The sequence below is a fragment of the Zhongshania aliphaticivorans genome, assembly GCF_001586255.1.
Classification (GTDB): Bacteria; Pseudomonadota; Gammaproteobacteria; order Pseudomonadales; family Spongiibacteraceae; genus Spongiibacter; species Spongiibacter aliphaticivorans.
Genome location: NZ_CP014544.1, coordinates 385,379 through 400,906, shown reverse-complemented (window position 1 = coordinate 400,906; position 15,528 = coordinate 385,379). Strand labels below are relative to the sequence as shown.

The window sequence follows — 15,528 nt, the reverse complement described above, 5'->3', positions numbered from 1 at the left end:
CTAACTCACTGCTTTTAGACGACAAAGTACAGGTGAAACTCTAATATGAAAGTTGACGCATTTAAAATCGACATTGACCAAGCCCAACTCGATGAACTCAGGCAGAAACTGAGCACCAGCCGCTTACCCAAAGACTTCGGCAATGATCAGTGGGCATACGGCAGCAACGGCGCGTACATGGCTGAGCTGCTGCATCATTGGCAGCACAATTACGACTGGCGCAAGCACGAAGCGGCAATGAATGAGTTTCCGCATTTTCGCTGCGTTATCGACGATATGCCAATCCACTTTATTCATATTAAGGGCAAGAGCAGCGGCGCGCCGTGTAAGCCCTTACTACTGCTACACGGCTGGCCCTGGAGCTTTTGGGACTACCAAAAAATGCTCGGCCCACTGAGCGACCCCGCAGCCCACGGCGGCGATGCCACCAATGCCTTCGACTTAATTATTCCCTCACTACCCGGCTATGGTTTCTCGTCACCGCTGCCAAAAACCGGCATTAATTTTTGGCGTGCTGCCGATATTTTTGTCGAGCTAATGCAGGGCCTTGGCTACGACAAATTCGCCGTCCACGGCCACGACTGGGGCGCAATCATTGCCGCGCAGCTCGGCCACAAACATGCAGAAAAATTAATTGGCAGCCACTTTACCACTTTACTCCCCCTAGACACCTTTACTGGCGGCACGGTTGACCCCAGCTACTTCACCGCCGAAGAACAATCGCTAGCAGAGTACAACGCCCACTTTTTTGCCGACGGTGGCGGCTACTTCGCTATTCAAAGCACACGACCACAAACCGTCGCTTATGGCTTAAATGACTCGCCGACCGGGCTACTGGCTTGGATATTAGAAAAACGTCGCAGCTGGAGCGATTGCGATGGCGTCGTTGAAAGCGTGTTCTCGAAAGACGATTTGATTACCACCGTCATGATTTACTGGTTAACAGAAACCATAGGCAGCTCAATGCGTTTTTACTACGAGGCAGCACACCAGCCTTGGACGCCATCACACGACCGCACACCCGTGGTGGAAGCACCTTGCGGAATTGCCGTTTTTCCAAAAGAAGTGGTGCTGCAACCCAAGGCCTGGATCGAGCATTACTACAATGTGCAGCAGCTGAGCTATTTACCCCACGGTGGGCATTTTGCCGCCATGGAAGAACCCGTAAAACTGTGCAAGGATATTCAGCAGTTTTTCGCCAAACTCCGCTAAACATCAAACGCGGCATAGTCGGGTAAACACCCTCCTATGCCGTCCTGCAGGCCCACTCACACCACCGGGAAACGCGCCGCTAACCACTCGCAAATATCGTCGCTGACCCGCGCGCGATCAGCTTCTAACTCATTAAGAATTTCGTGGTATAGCTCAGGATAAATGTGCACGGTCTTATCTGCTGAAGATATGGAGTCGTGCAATGCCATACTGGATTTGGCGGGAATTAGCTGATCCTCCTCGCCATGTAAAATCAGTATAGGCAAGCTAATTTGATTAAATTTTGGGGGCATGCCCGAAATAGTAGCGACCATCTGAGCTATGGTTCTTATTGGCACCGAGCCATGTAAATTTAAGGGATCATTCGCGTATAAGGCCACCTGCTCAGGGTCGCGACTGACCAAGCTAGGGTCAATTTTCAGTACGGGTAAGCGCGGCGCCAATGCCCCCAGAAATTTACATACCAGCTTCATCGCCCCCGGCACCATGTCGCTATTCAATGCCGCACCCGACAATATTAGCGCGGCCAAGCGATCTTGATGCTGGAGCGTATAGGCCGTGGCAATAGCGCCGCCCATACTGTGACCCAGTAAAATAATGGGGCACTTCTGGAGTGCCACCACGGCAGTCATAAGATGATCTAGATCGTCCACACAATGCTGAAAATTGCGAATCAAACCTCTGGGCGCCCCAGACTGGCCATGACCACGATGGTCTATGGCATAGACACTGAAGCCCAAATCGAGCAAGGTTTTAGCCAACGGCGCGTAACGCCCACCGTGCTCGCCCAGACCATGACTAATCACCACACAAGCCCGCGGCTTTACTGCAGGCCACGACTGCCAAAAAATCGGGGTATTTGCCTTGCCCTGAAACGTACTTTTATCCGCCACCAGCCAACTCCCTATTCGAGGTATTTATCTACACTAATGCTTCAATATCAAAGTAGGCGCACAGCCCCGCAAACTCGTCGCTCACGCAGCTTAACAATAATTTGGGTTCACGTACTGCGGCGGGGTCATAATTTAAAGCAATGCCCGCCACATCCTGGTGACTAATCATGGCAAACATACAGGCGCAGCCGGGGCGCGGCGGCAGCACGTAATGGGATTCGACCAGCGCGCCCGCCAAATAGGCACTGCGCGCCATACCGGGAATATTACTCACCTGCACATCAAGGCGAGATGAATATTGGGCGACAAGCTTTGCCGTTAACTTAATGGGCAATAACATCGCCACTGGCAAGAGTTGATTCATAAAATCTAAGGCTGGCTCGGCGCGGGCGCCACGAACAAAGGCTCGAATAACACTAATCCGTTCTTGAGGATCGGCAATATTCAACGGCGAGGCGTAACTCACACCAGTGAACTGATTGCCCCCCACGGCATCTCCAGGCTTACGCAGGCTAACAGGAAACGCGAGGGGCAGACTCGCTTCATCGTCAACACCAAAGGCCAAGTGATAGCGGCGGAAAGCACCAATGATCAGCGCGAGATAAACATCATTCAGCGAAGCCTGAGCCGCTTTTGCCAACAGTTTCAATGTGGGCAGGGGCAGGTTCAACAAATCGTAGCGGTTGGTCGCGCTGCGCTGCTGGAGCAAACGTGAACCTTTCGAGGCTTGCGCGGCATTAAGAGATTGAATAGATTTTAAATAGCGCTGCGCACTGGTGAGGGAGTAGCCCTCGTCGCGATGCTTCTGCCACACTTTAAAGCCAGATTTGATCATCTTACCCGGCGACGGCATTAACACCCGCTTGTATCGCGCAGCTGGCGCAAGCGCCGTTAAAGATTGCGCGCTGCCCCGCAATTGGCAGTCACTGCGTTCAGACAATGCCGCAGAAAACAGCTGTATCAAGCCGCCACCATCGGTTAAACAATGCTGAATTTTTAGGGCAAAGACGCTCTTATTTCCCGCCAGCCCATCTACAAAAAGCACTTCCCAGGGTGGCCGCTGCATTTCAGTGGGCGTATTCGCAAAATCGCTGAGCGCGCTTATAAGCACATCATTGCCGCTGTTTTGAGGCAGCGACAGACGGCGAAGGTGCTCACCCACTTGAAAGTTCTGGTCATCACGCCAAACTGGGAGTTGGCCGACTCCCAGCTCATGCACACACTGGCGTAAGCGGGGTACCGCCTTGCTCAAACCGTCGACAAAGTCGCAGACATCTTCCCACGACGGGGTCGAAGCCAAAAAATGCAATGAGGTTCCGGCTGAACTCCCTTGGGGGAGCGTCTCCATACGCCACATTAATGCTTCTGCCGCGCTGAGCTGGCTATCGCCACCCCAGTTAGCCAACTGCCTTAATTGCGACTCGGGAAATCGCAGTGCTTCACCAGTGGCGTCAATTTCTGCGCTGTCGTCAGCCAGCTCAGCTTGTACTTTTTGCATCGCCAACAGCCTTTAAAGTAAGCGAAGATTCAGACGCTACAGCGCCGACGGGCTGCGGCCAGTTTTCCAGTGTATCGACAAATTGCTGGCGAACCTTGGCGATATTTTCCGCGAGACTGTCTTCTGGCCAAGCACAGACATCAATCGCATCAAGCACACAAATATCCACCGTACCCGCACGCATCGCATTGTCTTCTCGCCACATTAGTTCCCCAGCATTGCGGATCACCACCGGGATTATGGGCACCCCCGCCTGCCGAGCAATATGAAAAGCGCCTTTTTTAAATTCGCCAACACGGGGCGTATAAGAGCGCGTGCCCTCCGGCGAAATGGCAACAGACAAGCCTCTGCGCAAACGATCAACGGCCGGTTGCAGGGCCTCTATCGCACGCTTACTATTGCTGCGATCTAAAAAGGACATCTCGGCCATTTTCAAAAACGGGCCAATTATAGGGACGTTTTCCGCTTCCTTCTTAACCACACCAGTCAGTTCGCGACGGATAATATTGTAAAACAAGAAGAAGTCGAGCTTGCTTTGGTGATTGAGAATAAACACTGCTGGGCGGTGCTCCCAAAGTTTATGTTCATTAACAATATTGACCTTAATCCCAGCAATGGCCAAGCCCAGCTCGGTGCCAATGCTACCCACCATATCGGCTGCGCGGCGAGGCTCCTTGTAAAGTTTGTTGTAGGCCATGCCTGCAAACATGGTTGCCGCCATGGCCGAGTACGCGCCCACAGTACCCGCAACGGCTTTTATTGATGCGCGTTTTCGCGGTGCGAACTGCAACTCAGGCCAGGCATTAGCAATACCGTGCTTACGCAATTCAGGATGCGGATTCACCATATGCGGTTTTGCCGTTACGGTGAGAAAGGCAATGTCCTCGCGACCATTTGCATAGCCATAACTTTGGCTGAGCTTAATCTTCTTGGTTTTGGCAAACTTGCTGACTGCCGTGGCTTTATTCACGCCCCACAGGGGCTGCCCGCAGAGATTGCCATTGAGCACACCGCGTTTAACTTCTAATTCTGTCGCAAGAATATGTTCAATGCCATATTCCTCTGCCAGTGCCTCTATTTGATATTTCGTCGCCGAGGAGGCAATCGCTACCGTGTGGCCCGCCCGCAAATGTGCGCGTACCAGCTCATAGCCTTCAAAAAACATCGAACTTGCAATACTGCTGTGAAACAGGCCAAACCACATCGCCCGAACATCGTCCTCCGTATTGCCCGCCAAGGTTTTAGCAAACTCACTAAACAACTCGGCAAAGGCTGCCTCGTCCACATCTTGGCGAAACGGTGTGCGCAAGGTATTGAATAATTCGACCAGCCCCATATCGCCTTCGCGAAGCCGCTTTTTAAGATAAACAAGGGCCGAGTAGCCCTCGATTAAGGTGCCATCAAAATCGAAAAACGCCCCTACCTGGGGGCCTTGTGGGCCACGCTTGATCGCGTTTAACGCCGCCGCTACATTACTCATTTACACCACCTTCCTGACTGTTGGCGCAGCGTTCCAGGTCTAGGCTCTCAACATTGGCAAGAGCGGCTACCACACTGTGCAGGTAATCCTTTAGGGCTAATCGGTCTTCGTGTAATCCCAACCTCTGCTCCAGCAAGTCACGATTTTTAGCGAGCTTTAATGCGTTTTTAAATAATTCCTGAGACAAACTCTCAGGACTACGAATTTTGTACTGTAACACCCACTGCCGACCAACCGACAAGCACTCGGCTATAAATAGGCTTTCATCGCTAATTGTTCCACCACCCTTGCTTGCCATTAACTCAGCGACAATAACGTAGGCCTCCATAAATGGCATTAACACGCGGTGGGCCATCAAAAACGGTGCCTGATAAAGCATATTGCGCCGCTCTTCTGCGCGCTGAACTTTGGCGAAAAAATCAGCGTCCAAAATCAGTGCTTCTTCACGCATCTCTTCTTTAAACTTATTTTTCTCGCTAAAGAAGAATTCAAATTTTAGTACATCCCTCAGCGCGTGCGCATCGTCCCAGCCTTGATCGAATATATTTTCATCACCATTATTAATATGACTCGTATGCAGTAAAGTCACTTCCAGAATTGCGCGATTAATAAACCAATGGATAGCGGAATTACGATAGTACGCGGCAATGTTGTGGCTGCCTGCACGAATATTATAAATCGGCTCTAAACCGCCCTTGTAGCAGTCTAATACATCGGCCTTAGCCAGACTGCTCAAAGCATCTTCGATTCCCGAGTGATTATCCAGTTCATCAACTACCTCGGTTGGCAAGGCTCGCCGCCGAGCATAATCTAATAATGGCGAAACTAAGTGGGTAATTTCCGGCAAGGTAAGCGCGCGATTGCGCACTGCGAGCAAAGCCAATGTCGCCAACGCTGGCCCAGTTACCGGCGTCACTTTATTAATTCGTTGAAAGACCTCGATAGCGACTTTCTCAATGGTCGAGGGATTTTTTGAATCTGGATGCATCGCCTCAGTTAAGGACATCAGTTCGCCAAAGCGAACATAAGCAGTACCTATCCATTTACTTTGCATTCGGGCGTAATTCGCCAGCCACGGCAAGCCCTCCTTAGCTTTTTTGGCATTACCGGCTTCTTCTGCAGCCATACCCCATATTTCATGGAGTTGGTCATAAGTGATCGCAACCGGTACCAGAATCACCGATTTACGGCTCTCTACACTTAGAGCCTGCCCGAGATAGCGCAACAAGCCGTACATTGGCGGGCGCAACTTGCCAGTTCTGGACCGTCCACCCTCCATATACCATTCCAAATTCCCGCCACTACGAGCCAGATATGCCAGATACTCTTTGATCATTAACTTGTAAACGCGATCGTCGCCAAAACTACGACGTATCAATATTGCGCCACTGCGTCTCACCACTGAACCCATTGGCCAAAAGCCAATATTATCGCCGCCAAGAATATAATTGCGTGGTAACGCGGAGGAGGAAATCAGTTGCGTAAGGATGAAAGGGTCCGCATAGGAGCGATGCGTTGGCAAAAACACCAACATATTATCCCTGCTCAAAACTTCTAATCGGCGCAGAGACTCTTGATCGACATCTACGGTCCATGCGTTGGTGTGCATAGGGGCTAACACACGGTCAAATAACGTAGTAAACAGTGGCTTTTGCACCGCCACCAGACTTTGCAAACTTCGTCGCGCACGGCTATGCGCCTCAGATTGGGACAGTCCCTCCTTGACAGCCAGTTCCCGCAAGGCATTTTGCACCCGTGACGAACCAAGAATTTTGCTGACTATTGCTTTTTTGCCCATCGTAATGGAGCTATCGCTAGCTTCACTAACTTGCTTACCGGCATGTTGACTGAGATCGCGTTCGTCTTGCTCGATATCCTTCTCTTTCAAGTTTGTCACCTAGCTATTGGTCAATATTACATGCCACCAATTCAAACACGTCGTCATACTGACGCTCCCATTAGTTGAAACCGCTATAATGACTTTAAAGTCAATATATCCGATGCACCGAAACTTCGCAAATATCGTGCGCCAATAAAATAAGCAGTGGAGTGATTTAATGGGGAAGGCGAAAGACGACGAATTCTTAGCGTATTGTCGCAATATACGTATCAACGTCTGCAATAAATTCTGCTAGTGCTAGCTTAGCCTTCGCACCGGGGGTCTTGTTCACCTCAGATAGAGCTGGCAAGGACACCTGAGTGATATGGTAGTCACAAAGTAATTTTCGGCATTTTTTAAGTATCAGCCTAGACCTCGAGGTCTGCAGCGCCGCAAACTCATTTAGCGCTAAAGATTCTTCAAGATCCTGCACTACTGCTTCGAGCAGGGGCTTAAGCAAGCTCCACGATTCATAGTCTGTGCTCATACAAGCCCAATTCTTTAATCATATTAAAAGGCGGGCAGCCTAAATGTGTGGCTGCCCGAAAGGCACAGCAAGCTAGGGCATAGGTATAGGGAAAGCAGACAAGGTATCCGTTGCGGCGCCCAGTTCAGGTAACGCAATACCATCTACCGGAACACCATAAGTACCAAGTAAGGCAAAAATCACTGAGCCGTAAAGCTTTTGAGGTTTACGACCAATTACAGGCAAACCTATGGGTAGTTTCTGCTCTGAGGCCAAGGCAAGTAAAGCGGCCATAGCACCTTTTGGCGAGCCCATTATTTCGAGATCCGCGCCGATCAACGGCACCGCACCTAAGCCATCTTCTATTCCAATGCCTGACAACAGATCGAGCCCAACACCGCCTATTGCCATAGGGTCGACCCCAAAGGGCAAAGCAAGACCGGGAACGCCTGCAGGTAGTTGTGCAACTGCGGGTGCACTCATTCCCGCAATGGCTACTGTAAATACCAAACTAGAAACAAAAACCCTATACTTACGCAATATCGCATTCATGTCTTTCTCCTTTTTTTAATTTAACCTTACTCTGCTGCGCTTACGCAGAAGAAGACATCGTCATCAATCTAGAAGATTACGAGGAGAGCGAGCTTACTCCCGAGTTCCCCCTGCGCCTCTACAGCGCAGCCGTCGCCGATATACGCCCGGTAACACACGACACCGTGCATTTGATTATTGAAGGTAGCGAACTCGCAAACTACAAATTCAAAGCCGGCCAATATTTGGAGATTAAGCCCCCCAACAGCATTGACAGTTGGCGCAGCTTTTCGATGGCCAATACACCCAATGAAGATGGTCGGATTGAGTTAATCATTAAAATCATTGCCAACGGCGAGTTTAGCAACTACCTCAAAGATGCCGCCAAAGTTGGCGATAGAATCGAGTTGCGCGGCCCTTACGGCCAATTTCAATTATCAGAAACATCAGCAGATATTATCATGGTGGCTGGCGGCTCAGGAATGGCGCCAATTATTGCCATGCTAAATCAATTGGTAGCTGAAAAGTCATCTCGGAATATCCGTTTTTTTTTACGGCGCGCGGGGATGTAAAGACCTCTACTTCATAGACGAGATTACCGCCTTAGGGCAACAACTTAATAGCTTCGAATTCATACCGGTACTGTCAGCGCTTGATGACGAAGATGACTGGCAGGGTGAAACGGGATTTGTCACCGAGGCACTGGCAAAACACTGCGACTCACTTCGCGGTGCCGAAGGTTACTTATGCGGCCCACCGCCAATGATTGACGCAGCGGTTGAGGTACTAAAGGCAAAGGGTATGTTCAATAGCCGAATTAAATTCGACAAATTTGTGCAAAACACATAGTTAGATGTTCACCGGCTTGCGCATTCACCTCAGGTGCGCAACTCGACTTGGGGCTTAGATTACTAAGCCCCTTTTTTTAAATATTAGCTAGATCTCTGCTCTACCGCCAAAGGCGCCGATGGCAAGAACAGTGCAGCACCTTTGACCGCAATAACACACAGTGCGATGGTCAGCAGCGTTCCCGCCCAGATCAGGCCTTGACTAAACTCTGCTTCAGATAAGTGCAAGGCAACAATAATGGGGCCACCTAGACCTGCGTTAGCACCAAGCATTGTCATTGGGAACAATACGATCAAACCAAGCAATCCTGCGTGGCCTGAAACACGTCGCCATAACTGCACTGCCAATACGGTAAAGATAATCACCTGAGTGCCTTCGAGCACGCCAATAACCAATGGATAATTCCACAATCGTAGAACATAGGGGCCGTAGTAGGTGTAAACGCCCATGCCTGTCCCGATCATTTCAAACACGCAAGAAGCGCTGATTTCGGCAAGCCAGATCATAAAGAGCAGCTTGGTTGTCATTCTGCCCTCATAAATCATTTTACCAGCATAAAGGCATGCAGTAGCGTAAAGAATAATATAACCACTATGCGACCAATTTGGCTGCACAATACCAAATGCAGTGAAATGTGAGTACATCGCGCCGGCCACGCCATTATGTACATCATAGAACCACAAATCGAATGCGACATCGTAAAGAGGTTCTATAAACGCACCCAAACCAGCTGCCACACAAGCGAGCACATAAAAAGGCGTTTTTTGCTTAACACCCATTTTGCTTGCTATGACAAGCATTACAACAACGATGGCCCAGCTACCCCATGTGAACACGTTCTGCCACACAAGGTTAAGCTCTCCCATCATTACTTCATTTGGCATTGCGCCCATAAATCACCCGTGACTGTCATTATAATTGATTTCAATATATATTAATTGACTCAAAAGTCAATATGAACAAGGGCCACAAAACCCAGCAAGCCAATATTGACTATATAATCAATTTGATCAAGACTAGACAAGTAAAAGTAAGGGGCCAGTGGCACCTACTCCAAACGCACTACAAACATAAAAAATGAGGTATGCCATGCACTTAGGATTCCTGAACAGCGAAATCAATAACAAACCTGATGAAGAGATACTTAGCTCTCGTCGAAAATTTGTTAAAACTGCCGGAGCAATGATCAGCGTTGCAGGATTAGCACCCAGCGTCGCCTTTGCCGCTAAGGCCAAGGAACAGGGCTTTAACGGCACGGGAAGAATGGGTATGTCTACAGGAGAAGACTGGATAGACACTTTCTATACCGGCGGCGCCGAAGCAATCATTCATTACTATGCCGACGATTTTGTTTTCGAAGACATTACCCTATTTCAAACCATACAAGACAAAGAAGAGTTATATAATGCATTCTTGCCATTTGGCAAAGGGTCTCCAGCCGGTGAACACCAGTTCGACGTGCTTCGCTACGATGGCGGCATGGCCGGCGACAGAACCGCGCAATTGCGCACGAAAAACCCCGGCGGTTATACCGATGCCGAATGGCAGCACTGGTCGCACGATACCTTTTTAGGCGCGGAGTACTCCTATGACGAATGGTGCGTAATGCAGTGGATTTGGCGCGGCAAACATAAGGTCGACTTCTTAGGGTTGCCCGCAACTGGCAAAACAACCACCACCCGCGGCATAACATTCCACTGCTATAAAGATCGCAAAATAGTTCGCGAATCGACCTACTGGAACTACCGGGACGTCGCTATTCAATTAGGCGCGGCGCAAGCACCAGATAAGTTCTGGCTTAAAAAGTAGCTTCTCTTTTATGGTGGAGGCATTGCTTTCTTTCATGCCACCACCATCCCGCCTACAGATAAATTCAGCCTAGACCAATACACTCGTCAAGCCGTGTTGCTATCGACACCACTTCACCACTTATCGCCCATCAAGACAGCACCCGGCGGGATACCAACACGTCGACTTGGAATATCGTAGCGAATATTATTTTTCTCAGAGATAGCTTGCGCAAACTAATTAAAAATTGGCTTGCGCATCAGGTTCAGAGACCGTATGTGAGGGCGGCGGCCGAACCAACATTTTTAAACCGTTTGACGTGCCCGCACTGCCATCTCATTTAAGTTTAACGTCTCTGAGGCGACTTTTAGAACGGCTTCACACCCTTTTGGCTCTTTCAAATTCTTAGGGTTATACCATGGACTAAAGGCGCGCAGCAGGCGTGGCGTAATAAAGAAAAACATACCTGAATATGACTTAAACTTACGAATAAAGCCTTTAAAGCCAGCATCAACCCGTCCAGCCTCAATGTCTTTCTTCAACATATATTCACTTAGCGGAACTGCAAAGCCAATCAAATGTGAAGTGGCCTTAATAATGCCACCGAGACGCCCCCAGTAAGTACCGTAGAGCGCCTCTACTACATTAAACGCGCAGCTACGGTGCTCGAATTCCTCTGATAAATGCCAGCGCCATAGCGACAATGTAATGAGATCGACATTTTGATCTTTGAGTCGCTTATTGGCCTGCACTAAAAAGTAAGCAGCAAAAATTGGGCCCGCTGTTTCAAAGCCCTCTGCGTATAACATAGCGTGACGCAGACCATAGTTCTTATCAAAGCGCTCATAATCAGCCTTTAGACGGTCCGTATACTTATCCATCTCTGGATAAAAGCCGGTCGCCCGCACCATATCGTTATACTTCATATGGGTTTTTGAGTGATTAGCTTCTTGTTGACAAAATAATTCGCAATCAGCAAATAGCGCCTCACTATTTTCAGGAAGCATTTTTTTGGCTTTCGCCAGAGCACGAATCAGATAGCCTTCTAGCAGCGGGAGGCCAATGCTCACCGCATTCCAAAATTGCGCTAGCTCCGGATCGTTTGGAATCCAGTCGATTCTAGCGTCGGAAAAATCAACCTCAATTTTGCGCGCTTCGGGTTTAATATTCATATGGGCACCTACTAATTTTATATCGTCGTGGCGGCTAGTGTTGATAATATACATTATATTGATCTTGGAGTCAATAAAGGGGTAGCTATCGCTTGTGAGCAAGATCGTCCGAAATCCCCAGCGCCGCCACCTTTGATCACTAGCATAATCCGGTCACCGCGCTACCTAATCGATCCATTATCACGCATAGCCAACCGGCAGCTACTTTAGCGCCGCGCGACAACGCAACGCCATCAATCAAGTTATTCTAGCGCTACAGTAAAGCCTCTGAATTAGCAGCCCCAGGCATATCCATAATCCCATCAGATCACACAACTAATTGATGGCACACTTAAAATGCTTACCCCATCCAGCCAGAAATTAATTGACTAGCGGCCCGCCAATCACTTTAAGACCAAGAATTACCCCAAAAAAAAGCCCGCAATTACGCGGGCAAAGTTGCATCAGAAACCAATATTTCTCAGCAAATTAATATTCCCATTCGAGACCTACACCGTACATCCGCGGCCTGGCGTAAGACTCACCCACACCAAAGTCCTGACGAAAACGCTGCATATGACTGACCTCATTAGTAAGATTCGACCCCCAACCGTAAAGCTTCATACTAGTCTTTGAATCTCTAATACTAAATCTTGCATTAACTTTTGTGTATTCTTCTTCTGGCACATTATTGGTGGGATCGAACCAGAACCCAGAGTTGTAGTAAGCACCCAGACCCAGCTCGTTTTCAAAACGCCCTATATCAAAGCGATAACTAACATCTACAACACCCGCAAAATCAGCGGTACGAATAGTCGTGTTACCGGAGCAATCGTAAGTGCCTTCTAAACCGGTTTCGGGATCGAAGTTAGTACACTCGTACTCGTCGTAGGCGCCATCCAGCCACGTTCCTGAGAAATTAACTACTAAGCCATCAATGGGCGTGTTGTAGGTCAATTCAAGCTCAGCACCATCAATCGTATATTCGGCGGCATTTTCAAGACGAGTTACACCACCACTGGTTAAGGACAATATTTGCGCGTGTCCGTTGACGACGGTAGTTGTAAACGCTGCCGCGTTGATGCGAAGACTTCCGTCTAGCCAATCAGATTTAATACCAATCTCATGAGACTCAGCTTCTTCAGGCTCGATTCTCGATGGAGGAGCATTAATATTGAGACCATTAAAGTTACCACTCTTAAATGCGGTCGAATAGCTGTAATAAACCATAGCATCTTCAGATAAATCGAAATCTATACCGAAGCTCGGCGTAAAATCCGTCCACGTCGCACTGTCTTCATCGTAGTCAAAAGCCCTCACCCAGTCAGTTGTTCCTAATATTGGCAAATTCTGCACCCGAGCATCTACCGTAGAGATGGGAATAACGCGGGTCTCATCAGAATAGCGACCACCAAATTTTACTGACAGATAATCGGTAATATCTATGTCAAATTCAGCAAACGCCGCCTTAGCATCGGTTTCTACACCGCCGTATAAAAGCAGGTGAATTGGATTAGCTGGCAAACCGTTAATACCCAGCGCGCTCAAACCTAGCGACTTAACAAGATTGTTAAGTAAATTAGGGTTAAGTCCAGCCAGCTGCTGACCAAGCGTAAGCCCGTCTACATATATTGGCGTGGTTTGATCTTTGTAGGTATCTTCAACATAAATACCACCAATCCAGCTCAACCAAGATGGCCCCCAATCCGAGCTAGTGAACACGATATCAATTGAGTCGGTTTCAGCGGTATTTGGAATAGCCTCGATGATAAGCAGCTTCTCGTATGCCATATCGTAGTCCCAGTAAACACCACTGGTTGCTTCAGAGTGACCGAAAATTGCCTTGGTATTGAAGTATTGATTTGAAATATCAAATTCTAATTTTGACGCCTGCGACTCCATCTCGGTGTAAACTTCAGTTCCTACACCTGTTTCCCATGGCTCCGGATTAGCGGTCAATACTGACGAGAACAACGGAGAAGGCTCCGCGTTGGTCAGGGGTGCAGAATCACCAGAGCTGTGACGAATATTGTAATGGCTAGCATTAATTTCCAGCCAATCGGTGGGCGCCCAGCGCGCCTCAACTTTTACGCCACGATCGTCATAATCTAAGTGCTTTTGGCTTGGGTCCGGCGTATAAATCATATACGTTTCGCGATTGGTATATAAACCAGAAACTCCCAAGGCAAGATTATCGCCAACTGGTCCGGATAAGTGCACCTTACCTTTCAATAAATTATAATTCCCCCCCTCAACAGTAACATTCGCCTGAACATCTTCAAAACTTGGCTTTTTTGTTTCCACAACAATGGCACCGCCAACTGCGTTACGGCCATACAGCGTACCTTGCGGCCCTTTTAACACAGTAACTGACTGCACATTACCCAAGGATTGCGCCTGGTTAGATGTCAGCGTTATGTATAAGCCATCAATATAGGTTGCAACACTCGAGTCAATTGGCCCTTGAAATGAATCAGAGCCGACGCCCCGAATAAATATCAAACTATATGCAGCCATTTCGGTTACAGTTAAGGCTGGCGTTACATTCATCAGATCTTTTATGTCTGCAACACCCATTGCATCAAGGGCGGCGCCAGTATGCGAAGTCAAGCTAGCTGAAATATCTTGAATATTCTCTGTTTGCTTACGCGCCGTAACGACAACCTCTTCTAGCTGGCGATTATTTTTTTTCCTTTCAATAGTGGGACTGGCATCGTCTTGCGCATATGCAGCCCCCCCCCAACATGATGAGTAACGTCGAAAATGACGTTAGCAGATGACTTTTTTTCATTGTTTAAAATCCCTCAACCTTACATTGTTATATTTTGTATACATAAGAATTTTGCACACACAAAATCTTCAAGCATTGCTTCTAACTTATTGTGACTCGCATTTAAAAAGTAGCACCTATTGATGCTACGGTCAATATCAGTGCATGTCAAATAGAAAAACAACATCTTTTACAAGCAGAAACACACAAAACCATACAACAGAAAAACATATTTTATATTTTAATATCAATCACTTACAAAGCATTACCCAAAGCTTAACAAAGAGTAGCTGCGAACGAGCAATGACTATTGAGTCTCATCGCAGTAGCGATTTTACAAATAAAATGCAATCTGCGTCACAATTAGCGCTCGCCTATTGCTCCACACCAAATTCATTATTGACTTACAGGTCATTATAGGTGCACACTACGGGAGTATTGATTTTTTTGGAGTGCTTGTAATGAAAAAGAATAAGACGTTTACACGATTTGCTGCATCTGTACTTCTTTGCGGCGCAGCCAGCATAGCTAGCGCTCAAGAACTGCCTGTTATTGGCGGGCTACTTGGCGGAGACATGCTTGGCGGACTTGGCAATTTAGGTGGCGAATCGCTTCCACTTGTTGAAAGCCTACCTGTACTTGGTACATTTTTACCGTTTGCACTGGGCGAGCTGCCCGCAAGTCTGCTAGCAATTGAGCCGCCTATCGATAAAACTATAGCAGGCTTCGGACAGATTGGCGGGTTAGCAGGACCGGTTTCCGGAAACCCTGAATCGCTGATTCGCCCTGTTCAGAAACTAGCTATTCCTGTTGCTTATGATGTAATCCCAGTAACGAAGGTATTACTTAACAACCCAGCTGACCTACCTGACTTCTTCACACAGGGCGGCGTACTGATTATGCCTGATATCGCATTAATTCCTGCGATCCCATTAGTTAATCAGCCTCTGTAGGCTTGCCAAACTGGCTGGCTCAGCGATGCTGAGCCAGCACAAATATCATTCATATCAC

Annotated in this window: 14 protein-coding genes; 5 read left to right on the top strand and 9 right to left on the bottom strand. The window is 48.2% G+C overall.

Going from position 1 to position 15,528, the window contains the following annotated elements; translation table 11 throughout:
* Window positions 1-45: 45 nt before the first annotated feature.
* Window positions 46-1,212 carry an epoxide hydrolase family protein gene (locus tag AZF00_RS01700; protein WP_062382790.1) on the top strand — a complete coding sequence of 389 codons (1,167 nt, stop codon included), beginning with the start codon at window positions 46-48 and terminating at the stop codon, window positions 1,210-1,212.
* Between the two features lie 56 nt (window positions 1,213-1,268).
* On the opposite strand, the gene AZF00_RS01695 is transcribed toward AZF00_RS01700, so the two are convergent.
* From AZF00_RS01695 to AZF00_RS01670, 6 genes are all read right to left on the bottom strand, one after another.
* Window positions 1,269-2,105, bottom strand: a complete 837-nt coding sequence (locus tag AZF00_RS01695) for an alpha/beta hydrolase (protein ID WP_062382786.1) — start codon at window positions 2,103-2,105, stop codon at window positions 1,269-1,271.
* A gap of 28 nt (window positions 2,106-2,133) precedes the next feature.
* Entirely contained in the window at window positions 2,134-3,603 is a 1,470-nt protein-coding gene (locus tag AZF00_RS01690; protein WP_062382783.1) for a wax ester/triacylglycerol synthase domain-containing protein, read from the bottom strand.
* Window positions 3,584-5,083, bottom strand: coding sequence for an HAD-IB family hydrolase (locus tag AZF00_RS01685; RefSeq protein WP_062382780.1), 1,500 nt, complete (start codon window positions 5,081-5,083; stop codon window positions 3,584-3,586). The genes AZF00_RS01690 and AZF00_RS01685 overlap by 20 nt, the downstream gene beginning before the upstream one ends.
* Window positions 5,076-6,971: a 1-acyl-sn-glycerol-3-phosphate acyltransferase gene (locus tag AZF00_RS01680; protein WP_062382777.1), complete on the bottom strand. Its 1,896-nt coding sequence runs from the start codon at window positions 6,969-6,971 to the stop codon at window positions 5,076-5,078. The genes AZF00_RS01685 and AZF00_RS01680 overlap by 8 nt, the downstream gene beginning before the upstream one ends.
* Before the next feature lie 196 nt (window positions 6,972-7,167).
* Complete coding sequence (locus tag AZF00_RS01675) at window positions 7,168-7,449, bottom strand: hypothetical protein (RefSeq protein WP_062382773.1); 282 nt, start codon at window positions 7,447-7,449, stop codon at window positions 7,168-7,170.
* A 72-nt stretch (window positions 7,450-7,521) separates the two neighbouring features.
* On the bottom strand, window positions 7,522-7,980 hold the full coding sequence (locus AZF00_RS01670) for a hypothetical protein (protein ID WP_062382770.1): 459 nt from the start codon (window positions 7,978-7,980) through the stop codon (window positions 7,522-7,524).
* A 170-nt stretch (window positions 7,981-8,150) separates the two neighbouring features.
* Between AZF00_RS01670 and AZF00_RS01665 the strand changes: the two genes are divergently transcribed.
* A complete protein-coding gene (locus tag AZF00_RS01665; protein ID WP_231856179.1) occupies window positions 8,151-8,531 on the top strand; it encodes an FAD-binding oxidoreductase in 381 nt (126 codons plus the stop codon).
* Window positions 8,479-8,808, top strand: a complete 330-nt coding sequence (locus tag AZF00_RS19765; protein ID WP_081482692.1) for a ferredoxin reductase domain-containing protein — start codon at window positions 8,479-8,481, stop codon at window positions 8,806-8,808. The genes AZF00_RS01665 and AZF00_RS19765 overlap by 53 nt, the downstream gene beginning before the upstream one ends.
* Before the next feature lie 83 nt (window positions 8,809-8,891).
* Here the strand turns inward: AZF00_RS19765 and AZF00_RS01660 are convergent, their stop codons facing one another.
* A complete protein-coding gene (locus AZF00_RS01660; RefSeq protein ID WP_008251198.1) occupies window positions 8,892-9,701 on the bottom strand; it encodes a hypothetical protein in 810 nt (269 codons plus the stop codon).
* 196 nt (window positions 9,702-9,897) lie between these two features.
* Between AZF00_RS01660 and AZF00_RS19415 the strand changes: the two genes are divergently transcribed.
* Window positions 9,898-10,617: an ester cyclase gene (locus AZF00_RS19415; protein ID WP_008251196.1), complete on the top strand. Its 720-nt coding sequence runs from the start codon at window positions 9,898-9,900 to the stop codon at window positions 10,615-10,617.
* 284 nt (window positions 10,618-10,901) lie between these two features.
* On the opposite strand, the gene AZF00_RS01650 is transcribed toward AZF00_RS19415, so the two are convergent.
* On the bottom strand, window positions 10,902-11,768 hold the full coding sequence (locus tag AZF00_RS01650; protein ID WP_197465705.1) for a metal-dependent hydrolase: 867 nt from the start codon (window positions 11,766-11,768) through the stop codon (window positions 10,902-10,904).
* Window positions 11,769-12,236: 468 nt separating this feature from the next.
* Entirely contained in the window at window positions 12,237-14,324 is a 2,088-nt protein-coding gene (locus AZF00_RS01645; RefSeq protein ID WP_062382766.1) for a TonB-dependent receptor, read from the bottom strand.
* A gap of 654 nt (window positions 14,325-14,978) precedes the next feature.
* On the opposite strand from AZF00_RS01645, the gene AZF00_RS01640 reads away from it, so the two are divergent.
* Window positions 14,979-15,470: a hypothetical protein gene (locus AZF00_RS01640; RefSeq protein ID WP_008251191.1), complete on the top strand. Its 492-nt coding sequence runs from the start codon at window positions 14,979-14,981 to the stop codon at window positions 15,468-15,470.
* Window positions 15,471-15,528 lie beyond the last annotated feature (58 nt).